General features: G+C 68.1%; 13 protein-coding genes and 1 tRNA gene. 6 read left to right on the forward strand and 8 right to left on the reverse strand.

Going from position 1 to position 14,892, the window contains the following annotated elements; genetic code table 11:
* The first annotated feature begins 12 nt into the window (after positions 1 to 12).
* Positions 13 to 945, forward strand: a complete 933-nt coding sequence (locus ACL58G_RS28845; RefSeq protein ID WP_413387137.1) for a PAS domain-containing protein — start codon at positions 13 to 15, stop codon at positions 943 to 945.
* Positions 946 to 999: 54 nt separating this feature from the next.
* Positions 1,000 to 2,313 (forward strand): flagellar filament capping protein FliD, encoded by a 1,314-nt coding sequence (gene fliD, locus ACL58G_RS28850; protein ID WP_440963933.1) that lies wholly within the window; start codon positions 1,000 to 1,002, stop codon positions 2,311 to 2,313.
* 21 nt (positions 2,314 to 2,334) lie between these two features.
* Here fliD and ACL58G_RS28855 read toward each other — a convergent pair whose 3' ends face one another.
* From ACL58G_RS28855 to ACL58G_RS28875, 5 genes are all read right to left on the reverse strand, one after another.
* Complete coding sequence (locus tag ACL58G_RS28855; protein ID WP_440963934.1) at positions 2,335 to 4,593, reverse strand: putative bifunctional diguanylate cyclase/phosphodiesterase; 2,259 nt, start codon at positions 4,591 to 4,593, stop codon at positions 2,335 to 2,337.
* A gap of 1 nt (position 4,594) precedes the next feature.
* The gene (locus ACL58G_RS28860; protein ID WP_413387134.1) at positions 4,595 to 5,248 is read right to left on the reverse strand and encodes a methylamine utilization protein; all 654 of its coding nucleotides are present in this window, start codon (positions 5,246 to 5,248) and stop codon (positions 4,595 to 4,597) included.
* Positions 5,245 to 5,697, reverse strand: a complete 453-nt coding sequence (locus ACL58G_RS28865) for a nuclear transport factor 2 family protein (RefSeq protein WP_413387133.1) — start codon at positions 5,695 to 5,697, stop codon at positions 5,245 to 5,247. Before ACL58G_RS28865 ends, ACL58G_RS28860 begins: the two co-directional genes overlap by 4 nt.
* 109 nt (positions 5,698 to 5,806) lie before the next feature.
* The gene (locus tag ACL58G_RS28870) at positions 5,807 to 6,772 is read right to left on the reverse strand and encodes an HDOD domain-containing protein (RefSeq protein WP_413387132.1); all 966 of its coding nucleotides are present in this window, start codon (positions 6,770 to 6,772) and stop codon (positions 5,807 to 5,809) included.
* 124 nt (positions 6,773 to 6,896) lie between these two features.
* Positions 6,897 to 7,640: an SDR family oxidoreductase gene (locus tag ACL58G_RS28875; protein ID WP_440963935.1), complete on the reverse strand. Its 744-nt coding sequence runs from the start codon at positions 7,638 to 7,640 to the stop codon at positions 6,897 to 6,899.
* Positions 7,641 to 7,737: 97 nt separating this feature from the next.
* On the opposite strand from ACL58G_RS28875, the gene ACL58G_RS28880 reads away from it, so the two are divergent.
* Positions 7,738 to 8,634, forward strand: coding sequence for an AraC family transcriptional regulator (locus tag ACL58G_RS28880; protein WP_440963936.1), 897 nt, complete (start codon positions 7,738 to 7,740; stop codon positions 8,632 to 8,634).
* Positions 8,635 to 8,650: 16 nt separating this feature from the next.
* On the opposite strand, the gene ACL58G_RS28885 is transcribed toward ACL58G_RS28880, so the two are convergent.
* The gene (locus ACL58G_RS28885) at positions 8,651 to 9,433 is read right to left on the reverse strand and encodes an HNH endonuclease (protein WP_440963937.1); all 783 of its coding nucleotides are present in this window, start codon (positions 9,431 to 9,433) and stop codon (positions 8,651 to 8,653) included.
* Between the two features lie 163 nt (positions 9,434 to 9,596).
* Between ACL58G_RS28885 and ACL58G_RS28890 the strand changes: the two genes are divergently transcribed.
* Positions 9,597 to 9,687: transfer RNA gene (locus ACL58G_RS28890), tRNA-Ser, on the forward strand.
* Positions 9,688 to 9,835: 148 nt separating this feature from the next.
* The gene (locus tag ACL58G_RS28895; RefSeq protein WP_440963938.1) at positions 9,836 to 12,517 is read left to right on the forward strand and encodes a polysaccharide deacetylase family protein; all 2,682 of its coding nucleotides are present in this window, start codon (positions 9,836 to 9,838) and stop codon (positions 12,515 to 12,517) included.
* Positions 12,518 to 12,608: 91 nt separating this feature from the next.
* On the opposite strand, the gene ACL58G_RS28900 is transcribed toward ACL58G_RS28895, so the two are convergent.
* Both ACL58G_RS28900 and ACL58G_RS28905 read right to left on the reverse strand, forming a co-directional pair.
* Entirely contained in the window at positions 12,609 to 13,529 is a 921-nt protein-coding gene (locus ACL58G_RS28900; protein WP_440963939.1) for a lipase secretion chaperone, read from the reverse strand.
* Entirely contained in the window at positions 13,526 to 14,452 is a 927-nt protein-coding gene (locus ACL58G_RS28905) for a lipase family alpha/beta hydrolase (protein ID WP_440963940.1), read from the reverse strand. Before ACL58G_RS28905 ends, ACL58G_RS28900 begins: the two co-directional genes overlap by 4 nt.
* 157 nt (positions 14,453 to 14,609) lie before the next feature.
* Between ACL58G_RS28905 and ACL58G_RS28910 the strand changes: the two genes are divergently transcribed.
* Positions 14,610 to 14,882: a KTSC domain-containing protein gene (locus tag ACL58G_RS28910; RefSeq protein WP_371765217.1), complete on the forward strand. Its 273-nt coding sequence runs from the start codon at positions 14,610 to 14,612 to the stop codon at positions 14,880 to 14,882.
* The last annotated feature ends 10 nt before the right edge of the window (positions 14,883 to 14,892 follow it).

Here is a 14,892-nt window from a genome sequence, read left to right on the forward strand (position 1 = left end):
GCGGAGACCGCCGTGCCCGTTGTCAGTGCTGAACTCCTGTTGATGTTGATGCCGCTCGCGGCAGTCATCGCCATCCTGCTGGGATGGCAGCAGCAGCGTCTGGGCGACGCCCGGCGCGACAGCCTGGACACGCACCGCGCCATCCTGACCCTGGAAGCCGCGTTCGCCCACGTGCCGGTCGGACTGGCCGTGCTGGACCTCGACCTGCGCTACGTGCGCATCAACCGCCTGCTCGCCGAGATCAACGGCCTGTCGGCCGAGGACCACATCGGCAAATCGATCCACGACGTCATTCCCGACATCGCCCCCGCCGCCGAAGTGCGCATCCGCCAGGTCATGGCGCGCAGCACGCCCCTCCTCGGCTTCGTGTTCGAAGGCGCGACGCCGGCCCAGGCGCATGTGCGTCGCGTATGGCGCGAAAGCATCTACCCGGTCGTCGACCGCAACGGCGCCCTGCTGGGCGTGACCGTGGTCGTCGAGGAGATCACCGAACAGCAGCGTCTCGCCGGCGCCCTGAAGGACAGCGAGCGGCGCGAGCAGCGCCGCACGAACGAGCTGGAAGGCCTGATGAAGGCGGCGCCCGCCGCGCTGTTCGTCGCCAGCGACCGCGAATGCCGGCGCATCAAGGCGAATCCCGCCGCCGAGCGCCTGCTGCGCCTGCGCCGCGGCGAGAATCCCACGGCGGACGTGCCCGGCCACCGCGCGTTCGCCGTGTACGCGGGCGGCACGCTGCTGGCCCTCGACCAGTTGCCGCTGCAGCGCGCCGCCGCCACCGGCGAGGAAGTGCGCGACGAGACGCTGACGGTGCGCTTTGCGGACGACGAGCGGCTGCAGGTCGTCATGAACGCCCTGCCCCTGCGCGACGAAGCGGGTGAAGTCGTCGGCGCCGTCGCTTGCTTCGTCGAGGCACCCACCGCCGCGGCAAACGCGGAGATTGACGGGTAAACCGGACGATGTTCGGTAAATGAAACGGCAAGCTTGCAGCGATAATATCGAGCCATGACGACCACCATTTCATCGAGGACGACGGCGAACGCCAACCAGGGCCTGGCCGACCTGTACGGCGCCGCCGTGAAGTCGCTGAGCGCCCGCAACACGGGCCTGCAGGGCATCGACGCGCAGATCAAACGCGACGACGCGCGCCTGTCCACGCTCGGGCGCCTGGCCAACGTGCTGGATGACGTCAGGTCCGTCGCCGGAACCCTCGCCGCGAGCGGCCTGAAACTCGCGACGCAGGTCGACGGCAAGGTCCTCGACGCGCGCATCACCGCTTCCGGCGCGACTGCCGGCGCGCACAAGATCGACGTCAAGCAGCTGGCCCAGGCCCAGCAACTGGTCACGATCCGCGTGCCGACGGCCACGACGACGATCGGCAGCGGCGCGCCGACCGTCGTCAGGATCGAAGCGGGCGGCAGCACCAGGACCATCCGCATCGGCGCGCCCGACAACACGCCGGACGGCATCGCCGCCGCGTTCAAGGCGGCCGGCATCGATGCGAAGCTCGTATCCGACGACAAGGGCGTCGCGCTGAGCCTCACCGGCCAGCCCGGCGCGGCGAATGCCATGCGCATCGGCGTGTCCGGCGACCCGGCCCTGCAGGCGCTGCTGTCTTACCAGCCGGGCGCGCGCGGCGCGGTGACGCAGGCGAGCGCCGCGCAGGATGCGGTCGTCAACGTCGACGGCAAGACCGTCACCAGCGGCAGCAACAAGCTCACGGGCGCCATCGCCGGCGTCACGCTCGACCTCAAGGCCAAGGGTGCCGGCACCGTGACGCTGGCCGGCGACAACACGGCGATCGCGAAGAACGTCAAGGCGTTCGCCGACGCCGTCAACGCGCTGCCGGGCCGCCTGGCCGCGCTGAAGTCGGGAGACACCGCCTCCGACCGCACGCTCGCCCAGATCCAGGACCAGGTCACGCGCCTCGTCGGCGGCGTCGATCCCACCGCTCTCGCGGCCATCGGGGTGAGTACGAAGAACGGCAAGCTGGCGATCGATGCGACGAAGCTTGACGCCGCCATCGCCGCCGACCCGGACCGGGTGGCCAAGCTGTTCGCGAACGGCGGCTCGGGACTCGCGGACAAGGTGGGCACCGGCATCGCGCAGCAGCTGGCGACGGGCGGCACGCTGGCCGGCCAGGCCGCAGCCGTGGCGAAGGACCGCGACACGCTCGCCGACAAGAAGACGCAGATGACGCAGGCGGTCAACGCGCAGGCCAGCAACCTGGTGCAGCAGTACGCGAATGCCGGCAGCAATTCGCTGTTCGGGCTGATGAACGGTGGCCGCCCGATGTCGGCGTTCGACTTCCTCGCCTGACGTTCTTCAGGCGACCGCAGTTCAAACCACAGTATGGCGCGCGAACCCGGCGAGCCAGTCCTGCAGCTGCGCCGCCGTCATCGGCCGGCCGATACCGTAACCCTGCGCGATGTCGCAGCCGTGCTCGCGCAGCCAGCGCAGTTCCGCCGGCGTTTCCACGCCCTCCGCGACGACCGTCAATCCAAGTGCGTGGCTCAGCATGATGGTCGATTCGACGATGGCCGCGTTGCGCGGCGACTCCGTGATCGCGGTGATGAAGCTGCGGTCGAGCTTCAGTTCGTCCACGGGCAGGCTTTTCAGGTAGGCCAGCGACGCCTGGCCGACGCCGTAGTCGTCGATCGACAGCTTGATCCCGAGGCCCGCCAGTTCATCGAGGTGCGCCTGCGCCAGCGCCGGATCGTCCATCAGCGCGCTTTCCGTGATCTCCAGGCACAGGCGGCGCGCCGGTACGGCATGCCGCTCCAGCAGGCCGCGCACGCGCCGGCCCAGGTGCGGATCGAGCAGGTCCAGGGTCGACAGGTTCGCCGACACGGCGATGTCCAGTCCCGCCGCATGCCACACGGCGGCCTGGCGCACCGCGGATTCCAGCACCCACGGCGTGATCTCGCGGATGAAACCCGTCTGTTCGGCGAACGGGATGAAGCGCGCCGGCGCGATGCTGCCGCGCTCCGGATGCTGCCAGCGCAGCAGCGCTTCCACCGCCACGATGCGCCCGCTCCCCAGCGCCAGCTTGGGTTGATAAGCGAGCGTGAATTCGCCGGCCGCCAGCGCACGCCGCATGTCGCCGATGAGGGACAGCTGCTCGTGCGCGGACTCCCCGCCCGCCTCCTGCGCGAACGCGATACCGGCATGGCGCCGCTTGGCGGCGGCCAGCGCCAGCTCCGCGCGCCGTAGCAGCGTCGCCGCATCGAGGCCGTCGTCCGGATACAGCGCGATGCCGACGCTGGCCTCGATGTCGAGGCGCTGGCCGTCCAGTGTGACCGGGTCGCGCAGCGCGGCCAGCACGGTGTCGGCGAAACCGCGCGCGGCCTCGGGGCCAGCGCCCTCCAGCAGGAACGCGAACTGGTCGCCCCACAGGCGCGCCAGCATGCCGCCCGCCGGCACCAGCGGCTGCAACTGGCCCGCGACGGCGCGCAGCAGGCGGTCGCCGACGACGTGGCCCAGCGCATTGTTGATGAGGGCGAAGCGGTCGACGTTCACGACCAGCACGGCGCCGCCGGCGCCCGGCGAGAGGCGGCCGAACGCTTCCAGGAAGCGCGTGCGGTTGGGCAGGTCGGTCAAGGCATCGACGTAGGCCAGCCGGGCGATGCGCTCCTCGCGGCACGCGATCTCCGTGCGCATCTGCTCGAAACTGCCGGCCAGCTGGCCGATCTCGTCGCGCGGCGCGGGCGGCAGCGGCTGCGCGTAATCGCCCTGCGCGATGCGGCGCGCGGCGGCGGACAATTGGTGCAGGGGCCGGACGATGCGCCCGGCCAGCATCACGCTGCCCGCCGCGAACACCGCGATGGCCGCGACGATCACGCCCAGCAGCCGGCCCTGCAGCTGTTCGAACGGCGCCCGCACCTGCGCGACGGGCAGCCGCAGCACGGCCTGCAGGCCGCCGTCCAGCGGCACCGCCACCGACGCATCCCGCGTGCCGACGGGTGCGCCGGACGAGGCGAGCACGCCGGGCGTCCCGGTCCGCACGATCTGCACGCCCAGGCCCGTGATGCCGGCCATGTCGGCCGCCCAGCGGTCGTCCACGTGGAAGCCCATGGCCACCCACGCGATGCGCGTGGGCGCCTGGATCGGCACGAGCACGACTTGATAAAGTTGGCCACTGAGCTGGCCGTTGCGCATCTGGCGCAAGCCCGCGCTGCGCCCGGACGCCTCGGCGGCGGCGATCAGGTCGGGGAACGGGAACGGGTCGCCGGCCGCGCTGGCGCGCTGCGTGGTGGCGATCAGCCTGCCGTCGGTGCCCGCGACCATCATCACCTGCGCGTGGATGCGCTGGCCGTGGTTGCGGATCACGGAACGCACGGTGGGCTGGTCCTGCGTCGCGATCGCCTCGCGGAACGCGAAGTCGGCGGACAGCACGGCGGCCGCCGTCTCGAGCTGGCGCTGGTTCTGTTCGAGCAGGCGCTGGAAGACCTTGGCGCCGACGGCCAGTTCGCGCCGCGTCTCGCGCTCCACGATCCGCTCGCTGCTGTGGTGGACGAGCGCCAGCACGAGCCCCATGACCAGCACGAGCAGGCCCACGAAGACGATGGCGATCCGATGCCGCAGCGATCTCGATGACATGTCAGTAACGGTCCGGGTCGTCCTCGGTATGCGGCTTCGGTTGGCGGGCGCGCGCGTCCAGCACGAGCGTCATGCGCACCGGCGCCTCCTCGATCTCGATGTCTTGCGGCGCCACGGCCACCTTCTGCAGCGGATGCCACGGCCGCACGCGATAATGGCCCGCCGGGACGTTCGTGACGGCCGCACGGCCATCCGCGCCCGTGCGGGCAAAGTATGGCGTGTCGACGACCAGCACGTGGGCCTCCATCCAGTCGTGGATATTGCAGCCGATGTCGACCTGGCCCGGCTTGTCGAACACGACGGGCTGGCCGGGCTTGCCGGCATACAGCTTGATCTCGAAGCGCTTCGGCTCGGAGAACGAATACACGTGGTGGCGGATCGTGTCGTTGTTGGGGAAATCGACGCTGGTGCCGGTCTGCACGACGGTCATCCACGGGATGAATTCGCGGCCCCGCTGCTCGATTGCTACCCCTTTCGCGGCAGGGACGCGTGCACGTGCGCGCGCAGGCGTGCCCGCGAGGGGCTCGACGAGCACGGCGGCGTCGGCCAGCGGCGTGCCGGCCGGCGTCTGCACGAGCACCTCGACGGTCGCGGCGCTCGCGCTACCCGCCACCAGGGCCGCTGCGCACAACAGCGGCGGCAGCGCGCGCCTCACGGATCGATCTGCAGCGCGGGCGCGATCTGCCACACCTCGGTGGTCAAATCGCCGTCGCGGTAGGTCAGCGCATGCCAGACTTTCACGGGAACGGTGCCGCCGTAGTCGGCCTTCGCCTGCAGCGACGTGCCGCGCGGATTGCCGAGCGCCGTCAGCTTGCCGAACGACGCGGGACGGGGCTTGCCGGCATTCGCCGCGATGAACTTCTGCCAGACGGCGCGGATCGCGGCCTTGCCGCGGTAGCGGCCGTCGAGCGGTCCGCCGACCCACTCCATATAAGCGTCATCGGCATAGTCGCGCATCAGCGCTTCCAGGTCGCCGGCGGCGACGGCGTCGAGGTGGGCCTTCGCCTTCGCCTCGTCCAGCGGTCCGGCCACGGCCTGGCCGCCGCACACGGGCAGCAATGCGCATGCCAGCAGCAGGGATGCAACCTTCGTCTTGCGAATCATGGTGTCTCCTCCACGTGTATTTATTGCTCGAGCAAAAGTTTCGTGTCCGAAAATCATAATTACACGGAAACCCTGCCGTGGCAACACGGAAGAAGAACGGTGGGGCGGATCAGCTTTCGACGGTGCCCAGCTTGCCGAGGCAGCGGCGCTGGAAGTTGTCCAGGCCGTCGGTGACGAAATCGTCGTCCTCGTCGATCACATGGCCGTCGATCAGCATGCGCAGCTTGGCGATGCGGTCGCCCAGCGCGAGCGCCTGCGCCAGGTTCTCCTCGCCCGGATCGCCGGCGTGCGCGATCGCGTCGGCGACTTCCTGCGGGAAGTCCCAGTGCTTCGCGATGGCGGCCGACAGCAGGCGGCCTTCGGCCAGCAACTGCACGCCGAATTCGCTGGAACCGGGCACCTTGTTCTCTTCGCACAGGCGGTCGGCCAGGCGGAAGCCGACGACGAGCCCCAGGTTCTGCATCAGGCCGGACAGATAGGCTTCGAACGGCCCGGCCGTCAGGCCCGGCGCCATCAGGCTCGCGGCCAGCGCGCATTTCTCGGACTGGGCCCAGACGTGCGGCGCCGCCAGGCGCGTGAAACCCGTCGTCTGCAGCTTGATGATCGGGCGGAAGGCGATGCGCGCCAGCAGCATGCGCAAGCCATTCTGGCCCAGCATCATGAGGGCCGCTTCGACCGTCTTCACGGGCGACATCGGCCGGTAATACGCGCTGTTCGCCTCGCGGATCACCTCGGCCACGAGGACGACGTCCTGCGCGACCTGGCGCGCCAGCTCGGCGTTCGACGCTTCGTCCTGGAGGCTGCGCAGCAGTTGCGGGATCACTTCCGGCACGCGCGGCACCAGCTCGGCCGCACTGGCCGGATCGCGCGCGAGCGCGCGCACCTGGTCGAGGATCGCCGCCTGGACGGCGTCCGACGCCTCGTAGCCGGAGGACGCCGTCAGCCAGCGGTAATACGCGGCCTCGATTTCGGCGGGAATGCCGCCCGGGTGTTCGTCCGCCGCCGCCACGGGAGCGGGTTTCGTGTCGGGCGTGTTGTCGGCACCGCCCCGGAGGCGGCTGATCCAGTTTTTCATAGGCGTTGGGACTGCGCAGCGGTCATGGCTTCATTGTAGCCTGTTGCTGGCTGTGCGCGCATGAACTTACATGCGAATGATGCCATACGGCAACATTCGCAACAACGTTCCTTATCGCCGCGCGTCAGAGCGAGGCCGCCAGTGCTTCCGCATCCGCACCGGCGGGAATGCGCATTGGCGCCGCGGGATCCGTCACGGCACGCCACACGGCTTGCGCAACGTCCTCGGCGTGCGTCACCGGGCCGGGCGCGCGCATGCCCGCAAACAGGCTGTCGCGCAGCGGCGCGTAATCTGCCGGCACGTCGTCCTGCATGAGCGGACGGGCGTTCTCGCCGAAGCGCGTCGCCGGCGCGCGACCCGGCAGCACGAGGCGCGCGCGGATACCCAGCGGTTCCAGCTCCATCGCCAACGATTCCGTGAACGCATTCACCGCCGCCTTGCTGCCCGTGTAGACCGACAGCAGCGGCCGCGGCGCGAGCGTAACGGTCGATGTCACGTTCACGATCACGCCCGCGCGCCGGGCGCGCATCGCCGGCAGCACGGCCTGCGTCATGGCGATCGTGCCGAGTGTGTTCGTCTCGAACACCGCACGGATCGCGTCCATCGACACGGCTTCCAGCGGATTGATCAGGCCGACGCCGGCATTGTTGACGAGCGCATCGATCGGCCCCGCGGCGGCGATGGCCGCGCGGACGCTGTCCGCGTCCGTCACGTCCAGCGCGACGACGCGCAGGCGGCTCGACGCCGGCAGCAGGTCGGTGCGCGGCGTACGCATCGTGGCGACGACCTGCCAGTCGCGGTCGAGGAAATGGCGGGCGATTTCGAGGCCGAAGCCGGACGAGCAGCCGGTGATCATGACGGTTTTCATGTGAACTCCTGTGTGGGTTGGCAATACCGTTACGATAGCGGCCGGCGCCCGGACGCGCTACAATCGTTAGTCCACATATCTTTTGTGAGAGTCCGGAATGATCGATCCCTTGGCCGACGTGGTCGGCCTGCTGCGGCCGGGCGTGCGCTACACGAAGATCGTCGGCGCGGCGGGCCGCTGGGGCGTGCGGCGCACGGAAACGGGCGAGCCGTCGTATTGCGTCGTACTCGACGGCGCCTGCCTGCTCACGGCCGCGGACATGGATCCCATCGCGCTCGAACCGGGCGACTTCGTGCTGATCCCTGCCACGTACGACTTCTCGATGTCCAGCCTGCGCCCGCCGCCCGCACGCGACTTCGACAAGCCGCCCGCGCAGGTCGCGCCCGGCGAAGTCCGCCACGGCACGCGCGACGGCCCGCCGGACGTGCGCTTCCTCATCGGCCACTGCGAGTTCGCGGCGCCCGATGCGGCCCTGCTCGTGTCGCTGCTGCCGCGCGTCGTGCACGTGCGCGGCGAGGCACGCCTGGCCACACTCGTGCAGTTGGTGAACGACGAAGCGCGCGCCGGGCGTCCCGCGCGCGACGTCGTGCTGGCGCGCCTGCTGGAAGTGCTGCTGATCGAAGCGTTGCGCGGTGCCGGTGGCACGGACGCGTCGCCGGGGCTCGTGCGCGGTCTCGCGGACGCACGCCTCGCGCACGCGTTGCGCGCGCTGCACGCGGCGCCGGAACGCGCGTGGACGGTGGCCGACCTCGCGCGGGAAGCGGCGCTGTCGCGCTCCACGTTCTTCGAGCGTTTCAGCCGCACCGTGGGCGTGGCGCCGATGGCCTACCTGCTCACCTGGCGGATGGCGCTGGCGCAGGACCTGCTGCGCCGCGGCGCGGGTAGCGTCGCCGAGGTGGCCGAGCGCGTGGGCTACAGTTCCGCGAGTACGTTCACCGTCGCCTTTGCGCGGCATGTGGGGCAGCCGCCGGGGCGGTATGCGCGGGCGGCATGATCGGATTCGAACCGACTTACCGCATGCCTAGCGCCGCTTCATCGTGTTTCTTGTGCACGAGATCCCATTGCTGCTGCAAGGCAGACACCGCTGGATGCTGGGCGGGATGCGATGGATGCTTCAGCGGTTGTCCCGACAGCATACGATAAGTCGGATCGTCGACGTCGGGGCTGACCCATACCTCACCTGTATCGGGCTCGACGGCCAATAAGCCCAAGTCCCATAACGTATGGATGTCGGCACGCAGCAGTATGCCATTCTTGATCGTGTTGGTATCCGGGCCGAGATAGGGCGTAATATGCGCAGCTTCCAACAGGGGGACCACGGGACAGCCTGTGATCGCGCAACGTCCGCCGTAGGCTTGGAGCAGCGCCGCCCTGAACTTGCGCTGTCCGCGTCGCTGGACGACTTCGCGCAGGACGCGGGTGCGCGCGTCATCGAGGCCAGTCGGATCGAACGGCTCGTCGGTGTCCGCTGCGAGTTCTTCAACTTGCTGTCGATACGGCCCGTAATCGTTCGGCTTTCCATGATATTGGGCCTGCAGGTATTTTTGATAGTTGCTGAGGGCTGCAGCGTGCATGCCTTTCCCTGTCGCGTTCCGATTGATGAACTCGGTGGTTCGGCTTAGCCGCTCGATGAGGACAGTGAGTTCGTCCACATCCGAGATGTCGGAAATCGGTTTCGTCGTCAACTTGTGCCTGATCGCCCAGTTGGTCAAACTTCCCTTGATGGCGTTGAGGTAGTTATTGGCCGACTTTTCGGATAAGCCGCTTGCTCGCATCCATTCCACGAAATCCATGTTGCCTCTTCAATAGATATTGAACAGGCAAGATAGCATTGATTTTGAACAGCGGGATCTGAACGGGGAGGCAATTTAGTAGACGTGACATGACACCCTTGTACAGCCGAGAATCCTTGCTATAATAGGCGGCTTCGCGAGCAACTGGCTCGCGAACCCATCAGGAGAGATGGATGAGTGGTTTAAGTCGCACGCCTGGAAAGCGTGTATAGGTTCATAGCCTATCGGGGGTTCGAATCCCCCTCTCTCCGCCAGAATACGAAAGATAGGCCACCCTCGAGTGGCCTATTTTTTTGTGCCCGCCGCCGTAATTGTTGCGCCACCACAAACGTTAAGTTTTCGTTAGCAAAAGTCACGCCGTTAGTGATATTGTTGCCGCGATATAACTTTTTCAACACGGCCGTGAAACGCAAATCCCTTTACCTCGTCATCTTCGCCATCGCCGCAGCGGGCGCCGCCAGTGGGACCTGGATCGCCAACCGCAAGCCCGCGCCGCCCACCCAGTCAGCGCCAGCCACGGGACTATCGAAGGAAGCCACCGCCATCGCCGCCGACATGCGGCAGGTGCTGGCCGCCTACCGCAAGATGATCGTGCTGACCCAGGACGAAGCCGGGCTCTCCTCGACAGGCCAGGAAGAGGTCAACCGCGTCGGCCAGCAGCTGTTCCATGAAAACCAGGAGCGCATCAACAAGATCGACGATGCGCTGGCGAGCCTTGTCGGGTCGCAGAATCCGCGCCGTTTCGAGGCGGTCGGCGGCCTGCTCGATTACGTCGAGTCGGGCGAAGGCCTGTACGACGCGGACCGTCTCGCATTCCGCGAACTGATGCAGTCGTTGCTGGCCAGCGTGGCGAAGGATTCGTCGCTACCCGCGATCAAGCTGCACAAGCGGATCTCGGAAGACGTCGATGCGCTGGCCGAGATCGAGCGCAATTACGAGAAGGAGATCCGTGCCGTCTTCGGGCGCTTCGAGACGCGCTCCATCACGCTCAAGCGCGAGAAGTGGGACAGCTACGTCGCCTACCTGAAGACGCTCTACCAGCGCGACCGCATCCTCAAGGATTACGGCGTCGTGCTGCCCTACCCCGCCAGGCCCGAACCGCCGAACCAGGACAACAGCCCGACCGCGCAAAAGGAAGAGGACGAGATCTTCGGCAAGGGCCTGCCCAAGAAGACGATCGTGCTGACCTTCGACGACGGCCCGCACCGCCGCTACAGCGAGGAGATCGCCGCGATCCTCAAGCAGTACGACGCGCCGGCCGTGTTCTTCAGCGTCGGCCGCAACCTCGGCACGCTCGACGCGCACGGCGCCGCGCGGCTCAACGCGGGTGCGGAAGTCAGCCGCAAGCTGAAGGCTGCGGGCTATGTGCTGGCGAACCACAGCTTCTCGCACGCGCAGTTGTCGAAGGAGAGCGGCGACAGTCTGAAAGCCGAGATCCTCGATACGGACACGCTGCTGAAGGCCGTCGATCCGCAACGCTCCGCGCTGTTCCGCTTTCCCTACGGCGCGCACAACAAGGAGGGCATGCACCTGCTGGCCGATGCGCACCTGAAGTCCGTCATGTGGAACATCGATTCGCTCGACTGGGCCGATCCCGTGCCCTCGTCCATCGCGGATCGCGTGCTGCGCGCGGTCGACAAGGAAGGCCGCGGCATCATCCTGTTCCACGACATCCACGAGCGCACCGTGAAGGCGCTGCCGGCGATCCTCGACCGGCTCGTCGCCGAGGGCTACCAGTTCGCCGGCTGGGATGGCAACGCGTTCCGCGTGAGCGGCGGCGCGCATCCGGCGCCGGCGCCCGTCGCGCGCGCGGCTGCGACAGGGTATGCGTCCTCGTGGGCGATCGTCGTCGGCGTCGACGGTTATCCGAAATGGCCGCGCCTGCAGTACGCCGTGCGCGATGCGGAAGGCGTCGGGCAGGCGCTCGTGCAAAAGTTCGGCTTCGCGCCCGACCACGTGGTCACGCTGAAGAACGAGCAGGCCACGCGCCGCGGCATCCTCGCTGCATTCCATGACGTAGTTGGCCACGGCCTGCAGCCGAACGACCGCGTGTTCGTGTTCTTCGCCGGCCACGGCGCCACGCGCAAGCTGAGTTCCGGCCGCGATCTCGGCTACATCGTGCCGTACGACGCCGATCCGGAGAATCTCGCCAGCGACGCGATCCCGATGACCGAAATCCAGAACATTGCCGAGAGCCTGCCCGCGAAACACGTGCTGTTCGTGATGGATGCCTGCTACAGCGGCCTGGGTCTCACGCGCGGCGGCGCCAACGCGGCCTTTTTGCGCGATAACGCCAAGCGCCTCGGCCGCCAGATGCTGACGGCGGGCGGCACGGACCAGATGGTGTCGGACGGCGGTCCGAACGGCCATTCCGTGTTCACGTGGACGCTGTTGCAGGGCCTCGGCGGCAAGGCCGACCTGAATGGCGATGGCCTGATCACGGCGACGGAGCTGGCGGCATACGTGGCGCCGGCGGTGGCCAGCGTGTCGCAGCAGACGCCCGCCTTCGGCAGCCTGCCCGGGTCCGAAGGCGGCGACTTCGTGTTCGAACTGCCGGAGGAAAGCGAATTCCTGAACACGAACACGGCGCAGCTGTCGAACGATGCCATCGCGCTCAACACGAAGCTGGACGCGAAGGCTTCGGCGCCGACCGCGCCCGTCGTCGTGAAGGACCTGCAAGGCGGCGAGCAGACGATCAAGGCGCCGGTCGCGGTGCCGGTGTCGAGCCGCCAGCAGGCGCAGCGCGCCAACGACCACGGGCTGCAGCTGTACAAGGAAAAACAGTACGCGCAGGCGGAGGCGCAGTTCACGGAAGCGCTGAAGCTGCGGCCGAACTTCGCGCTGGCGGCGAACAATCTCGGCTTCGTTTTCTACAAGCAGGACAAGTTTGCCGAGGCGGCGCGCTGGTTCGAGAACGCCATCAAGATGGATCCGTCGCGCGCGATCGCGTACATGAACCTGGGCGACGCGTATGCGCGCGCGGGGGATGGCGAGAAGGCGAAGGCGGCGTACAAGACTTATCTCGAGCTGGCGCCGAGTGGGGCGGGTGCGGGATATGCGAAGGGGCAGATCGAGAAACTGTAGACACCAACCGTCATTCCCGCGCGGGCGGGAATCCAGGTTAGGCCGGCACGCTGCTTAAACTTGGATCCCCGCCTTCGCGGGGACGACGGTTTCAAGGTTGTGGGCCGCCCTCATACGCCCCCAACCTTCGCTGCTCATCCTCGCTGAACATGCGATTGCGCAGCGCCGCCACGGCTGCCTCGTCGTTCAATCCGCGGCGCTGAACCAGATACGCTTCGATCCGCCGCTTCCACGCCGCCTCCTCCCGATCGACATCCGCCAGCCGCTGCGCCGCATCCGCGCCAAACGCCTCCGCGCGCAGGCGGAAGACATCGTCCTCGCCCGCACCGCCGGCCCGCAGCCGTTCCGCCTCCTCCTGCACGCGCACGATTTTCAGAGGCGCCTCGCGCGCCGCGCGCACGTCGGCCGGCAAGCCGGCATCCAGCGCGGCCAGGCGCGCCTGCTTCTGCTGCGCGTCCAAGGTACGGTCGTCGCGGATCGCCATGCGTGCCAGGGCCTCGGCATTGGCGGCATCCTCGCGGCCGAAGATCGCGGCGATCTCGCGCTGGCTGAAATACCGCGCACGCAGTCCGCGCAGCGCGTCGAGCCGGCGCTTCAGGGCCGCGGCGTCCTGGCCGGTCAGCCTGCGGTCGGCGCCAAGGCCCGCCAGCGCCTGCCGGTACGCGGTGTAGCGCGTCAGCACGCGCTTCGCTGCCGCGGCGGCCGCCGGGCGCAAGGTGCGGTCCAGTTCACGCTCGATTTCCGCCCGCACCGCGGCGGGCGATTTCTCGCCCACGGTGCTCAGGTAGTAGTCGAACAGTTCGATCAGCTGGGCGTCCGCGACGACGCTGTCGTCCGGCGCCACGTGCACGGCGCCGTCCGGCCGCGTGCCCAGCAGCGATGGCGCGAACGCCTTCGCCGGCGGGGTGACGGTCACGGTTTGCATTGCCGGCGCAGGCTGCCCGGCCAGCATGGCAAGCCACAGCGTGCCGGCCGCGCCGAGCGCCAGGACGATGGTCGGACTGCGGTTCACAGGCCCATCTCGCGCAGGCGGTTGGCGTGCTGGCGGTACAGCGTGACGGGATTCGTCTCGAACAGGTTGACGAGGCCCGCGACCTGGTTCACTTCGTCCAGGTGGTTCAGCGCGTAGTCGTCGCGGATCACGCGGCCCAGGTGGCTGGAACAGCTGCCGACGAGGCCATCGTTCTTCTCGCCGCGGAACGCCAGCGACACGAGGCCGAGCGGCGCGTCGATCGGGTCGAGCAGGTTCGTGAACGGTTGCGCGCCGCTCCACGAAAAGTAATACACGCCGCCAGCCTGGTAGGCGCCCTCGCCGCACGCGGTCGTCGGCACGCCTTCCGGATGCGCCGCATTGAACTTTGCGGCACCCGCGGTCGTCAGAGAATCCAGCGCCGCCGTCGACACCTGCGCGCTGCTGTCGCCGGACAGGAAGGCGATGGTGCCCGCCAGGCCGTCGACGATGGACCCCAGCACGGCTTCCGAAAAGGTCCCCGGCGCGACCGTGCCGCGGATGACGTCCGCCACAGCGGACCCCTTATTGACGCCGCCGACGCTCGTCACGGACGCGACGAGGTTCGGCGCCACCGAGGCGACGTAGCGGATGGTCGGACCGCCGTGGCTGTGGCCGATCAGGTTGACCTTCCGGGCGCCGGTCGCGGCCAGCACCTGCTTGACGTAGGTGAGCAGCTGCTCGCCGCGCACTTCCGTGCTGTTGGCGGCGCTCACCTGGGCGACGTAGACCTGGGCGCCGTCGCGGCGCAGCGCGTCCGTGATGCCGAACCAGTAATCGAAGGGGCCGATGCTGTCCCAGCCGAGCAGGCCGTGCACCAGCACGATCGGGTAGCGGGTCTGGGTATAACCGGCGGCGGATGCGGACAGCGGCAGGAACGACAGCGCGAACAAGAGTGCGGCGAACCAGCGGGCGAAACGTTTCATCGGTTAGTCTCCTTTCTAATGATTGTCGTACGGCTGAGCCAGAGTACGGTCAAGCGGAGGACGCAACAAGGCATGCACGGCCGCACGGGACGGATTGGCTTGCCGAATCAGGTGAATGTCCCAATAATCCATGCATCGTCAGGGGAGAAAACCACACATGGACATGAAACGCATCAACGCGGGCAAGCTGCGCGCGATCGGCTACGACGCGCGCGAGCGCATCCTGCGCGTGGAATTCGACGACGGCAGCGCGATCGATTACTCGGGGGTCGGCAGCGAGGTATGGCGGCGCTTCTCGACGTCGGGCGCGGCCTGGAGTTTCTATCGCGACAATATCGAGGAAGAGTTTGCGGGCAAGCGCGGCCGCGCGGCCGTCGACAGCAAACGGGCGGAGCTGGAAGCGTTGTTCAGGCAAGCCGGCGAGCAATGACGGTGCCAGG

It is taken from the genome of Massilia sp. GER05, assembly GCF_052056005.1.
GTDB classification, from domain to species: Bacteria; Pseudomonadota; Gammaproteobacteria; order Burkholderiales; family Burkholderiaceae_D; genus Telluria; species Telluria orientalis.

Excerpts from the sequence above, each read along its gene's own strand:
- ACL58G_RS28865 (WP_413387133.1), bottom strand. The coding sequence starts at position 5,697 with ATGATTCGCAAGACGAAGGTTGCATCCCTGCTGCTGGCATGCGCATTG.
- ACL58G_RS28905 (WP_440963940.1), bottom strand. The coding sequence starts at position 14,452 with ATGAAACGTTTCGCCCGCTGGTTCGCCGCACTCTTGTTCGCGCTGTCG.
- ACL58G_RS28880 (WP_440963936.1), top strand. The coding sequence starts at position 7,738 with ATGATCGATCCCTTGGCCGACGTGGTCGGCCTGCTGCGGCCGGGCGTG.
- ACL58G_RS28870 (WP_413387132.1), bottom strand. The coding sequence starts at position 6,772 with ATGAAAAACTGGATCAGCCGCCTCCGGGGCGGTGCCGACAACACGCCC.
- ACL58G_RS28875 (WP_440963935.1), bottom strand. The coding sequence starts at position 7,640 with ATGAAAACCGTCATGATCACCGGCTGCTCGTCCGGCTTCGGCCTCGAA.
- ACL58G_RS28885 (WP_440963937.1), bottom strand. The coding sequence starts at position 9,433 with ATGGATTTCGTGGAATGGATGCGAGCAAGCGGCTTATCCGAAAAGTCG.
- ACL58G_RS28910 (WP_371765217.1), top strand. The coding sequence starts at position 14,610 with ATGGACATGAAACGCATCAACGCGGGCAAGCTGCGCGCGATCGGCTAC.
- fliD (WP_440963933.1), top strand. The coding sequence starts at position 1,000 with ATGACGACCACCATTTCATCGAGGACGACGGCGAACGCCAACCAGGGC.
- ACL58G_RS28855 (WP_440963934.1), bottom strand. The coding sequence starts at position 4,593 with ATGTCATCGAGATCGCTGCGGCATCGGATCGCCATCGTCTTCGTGGGC.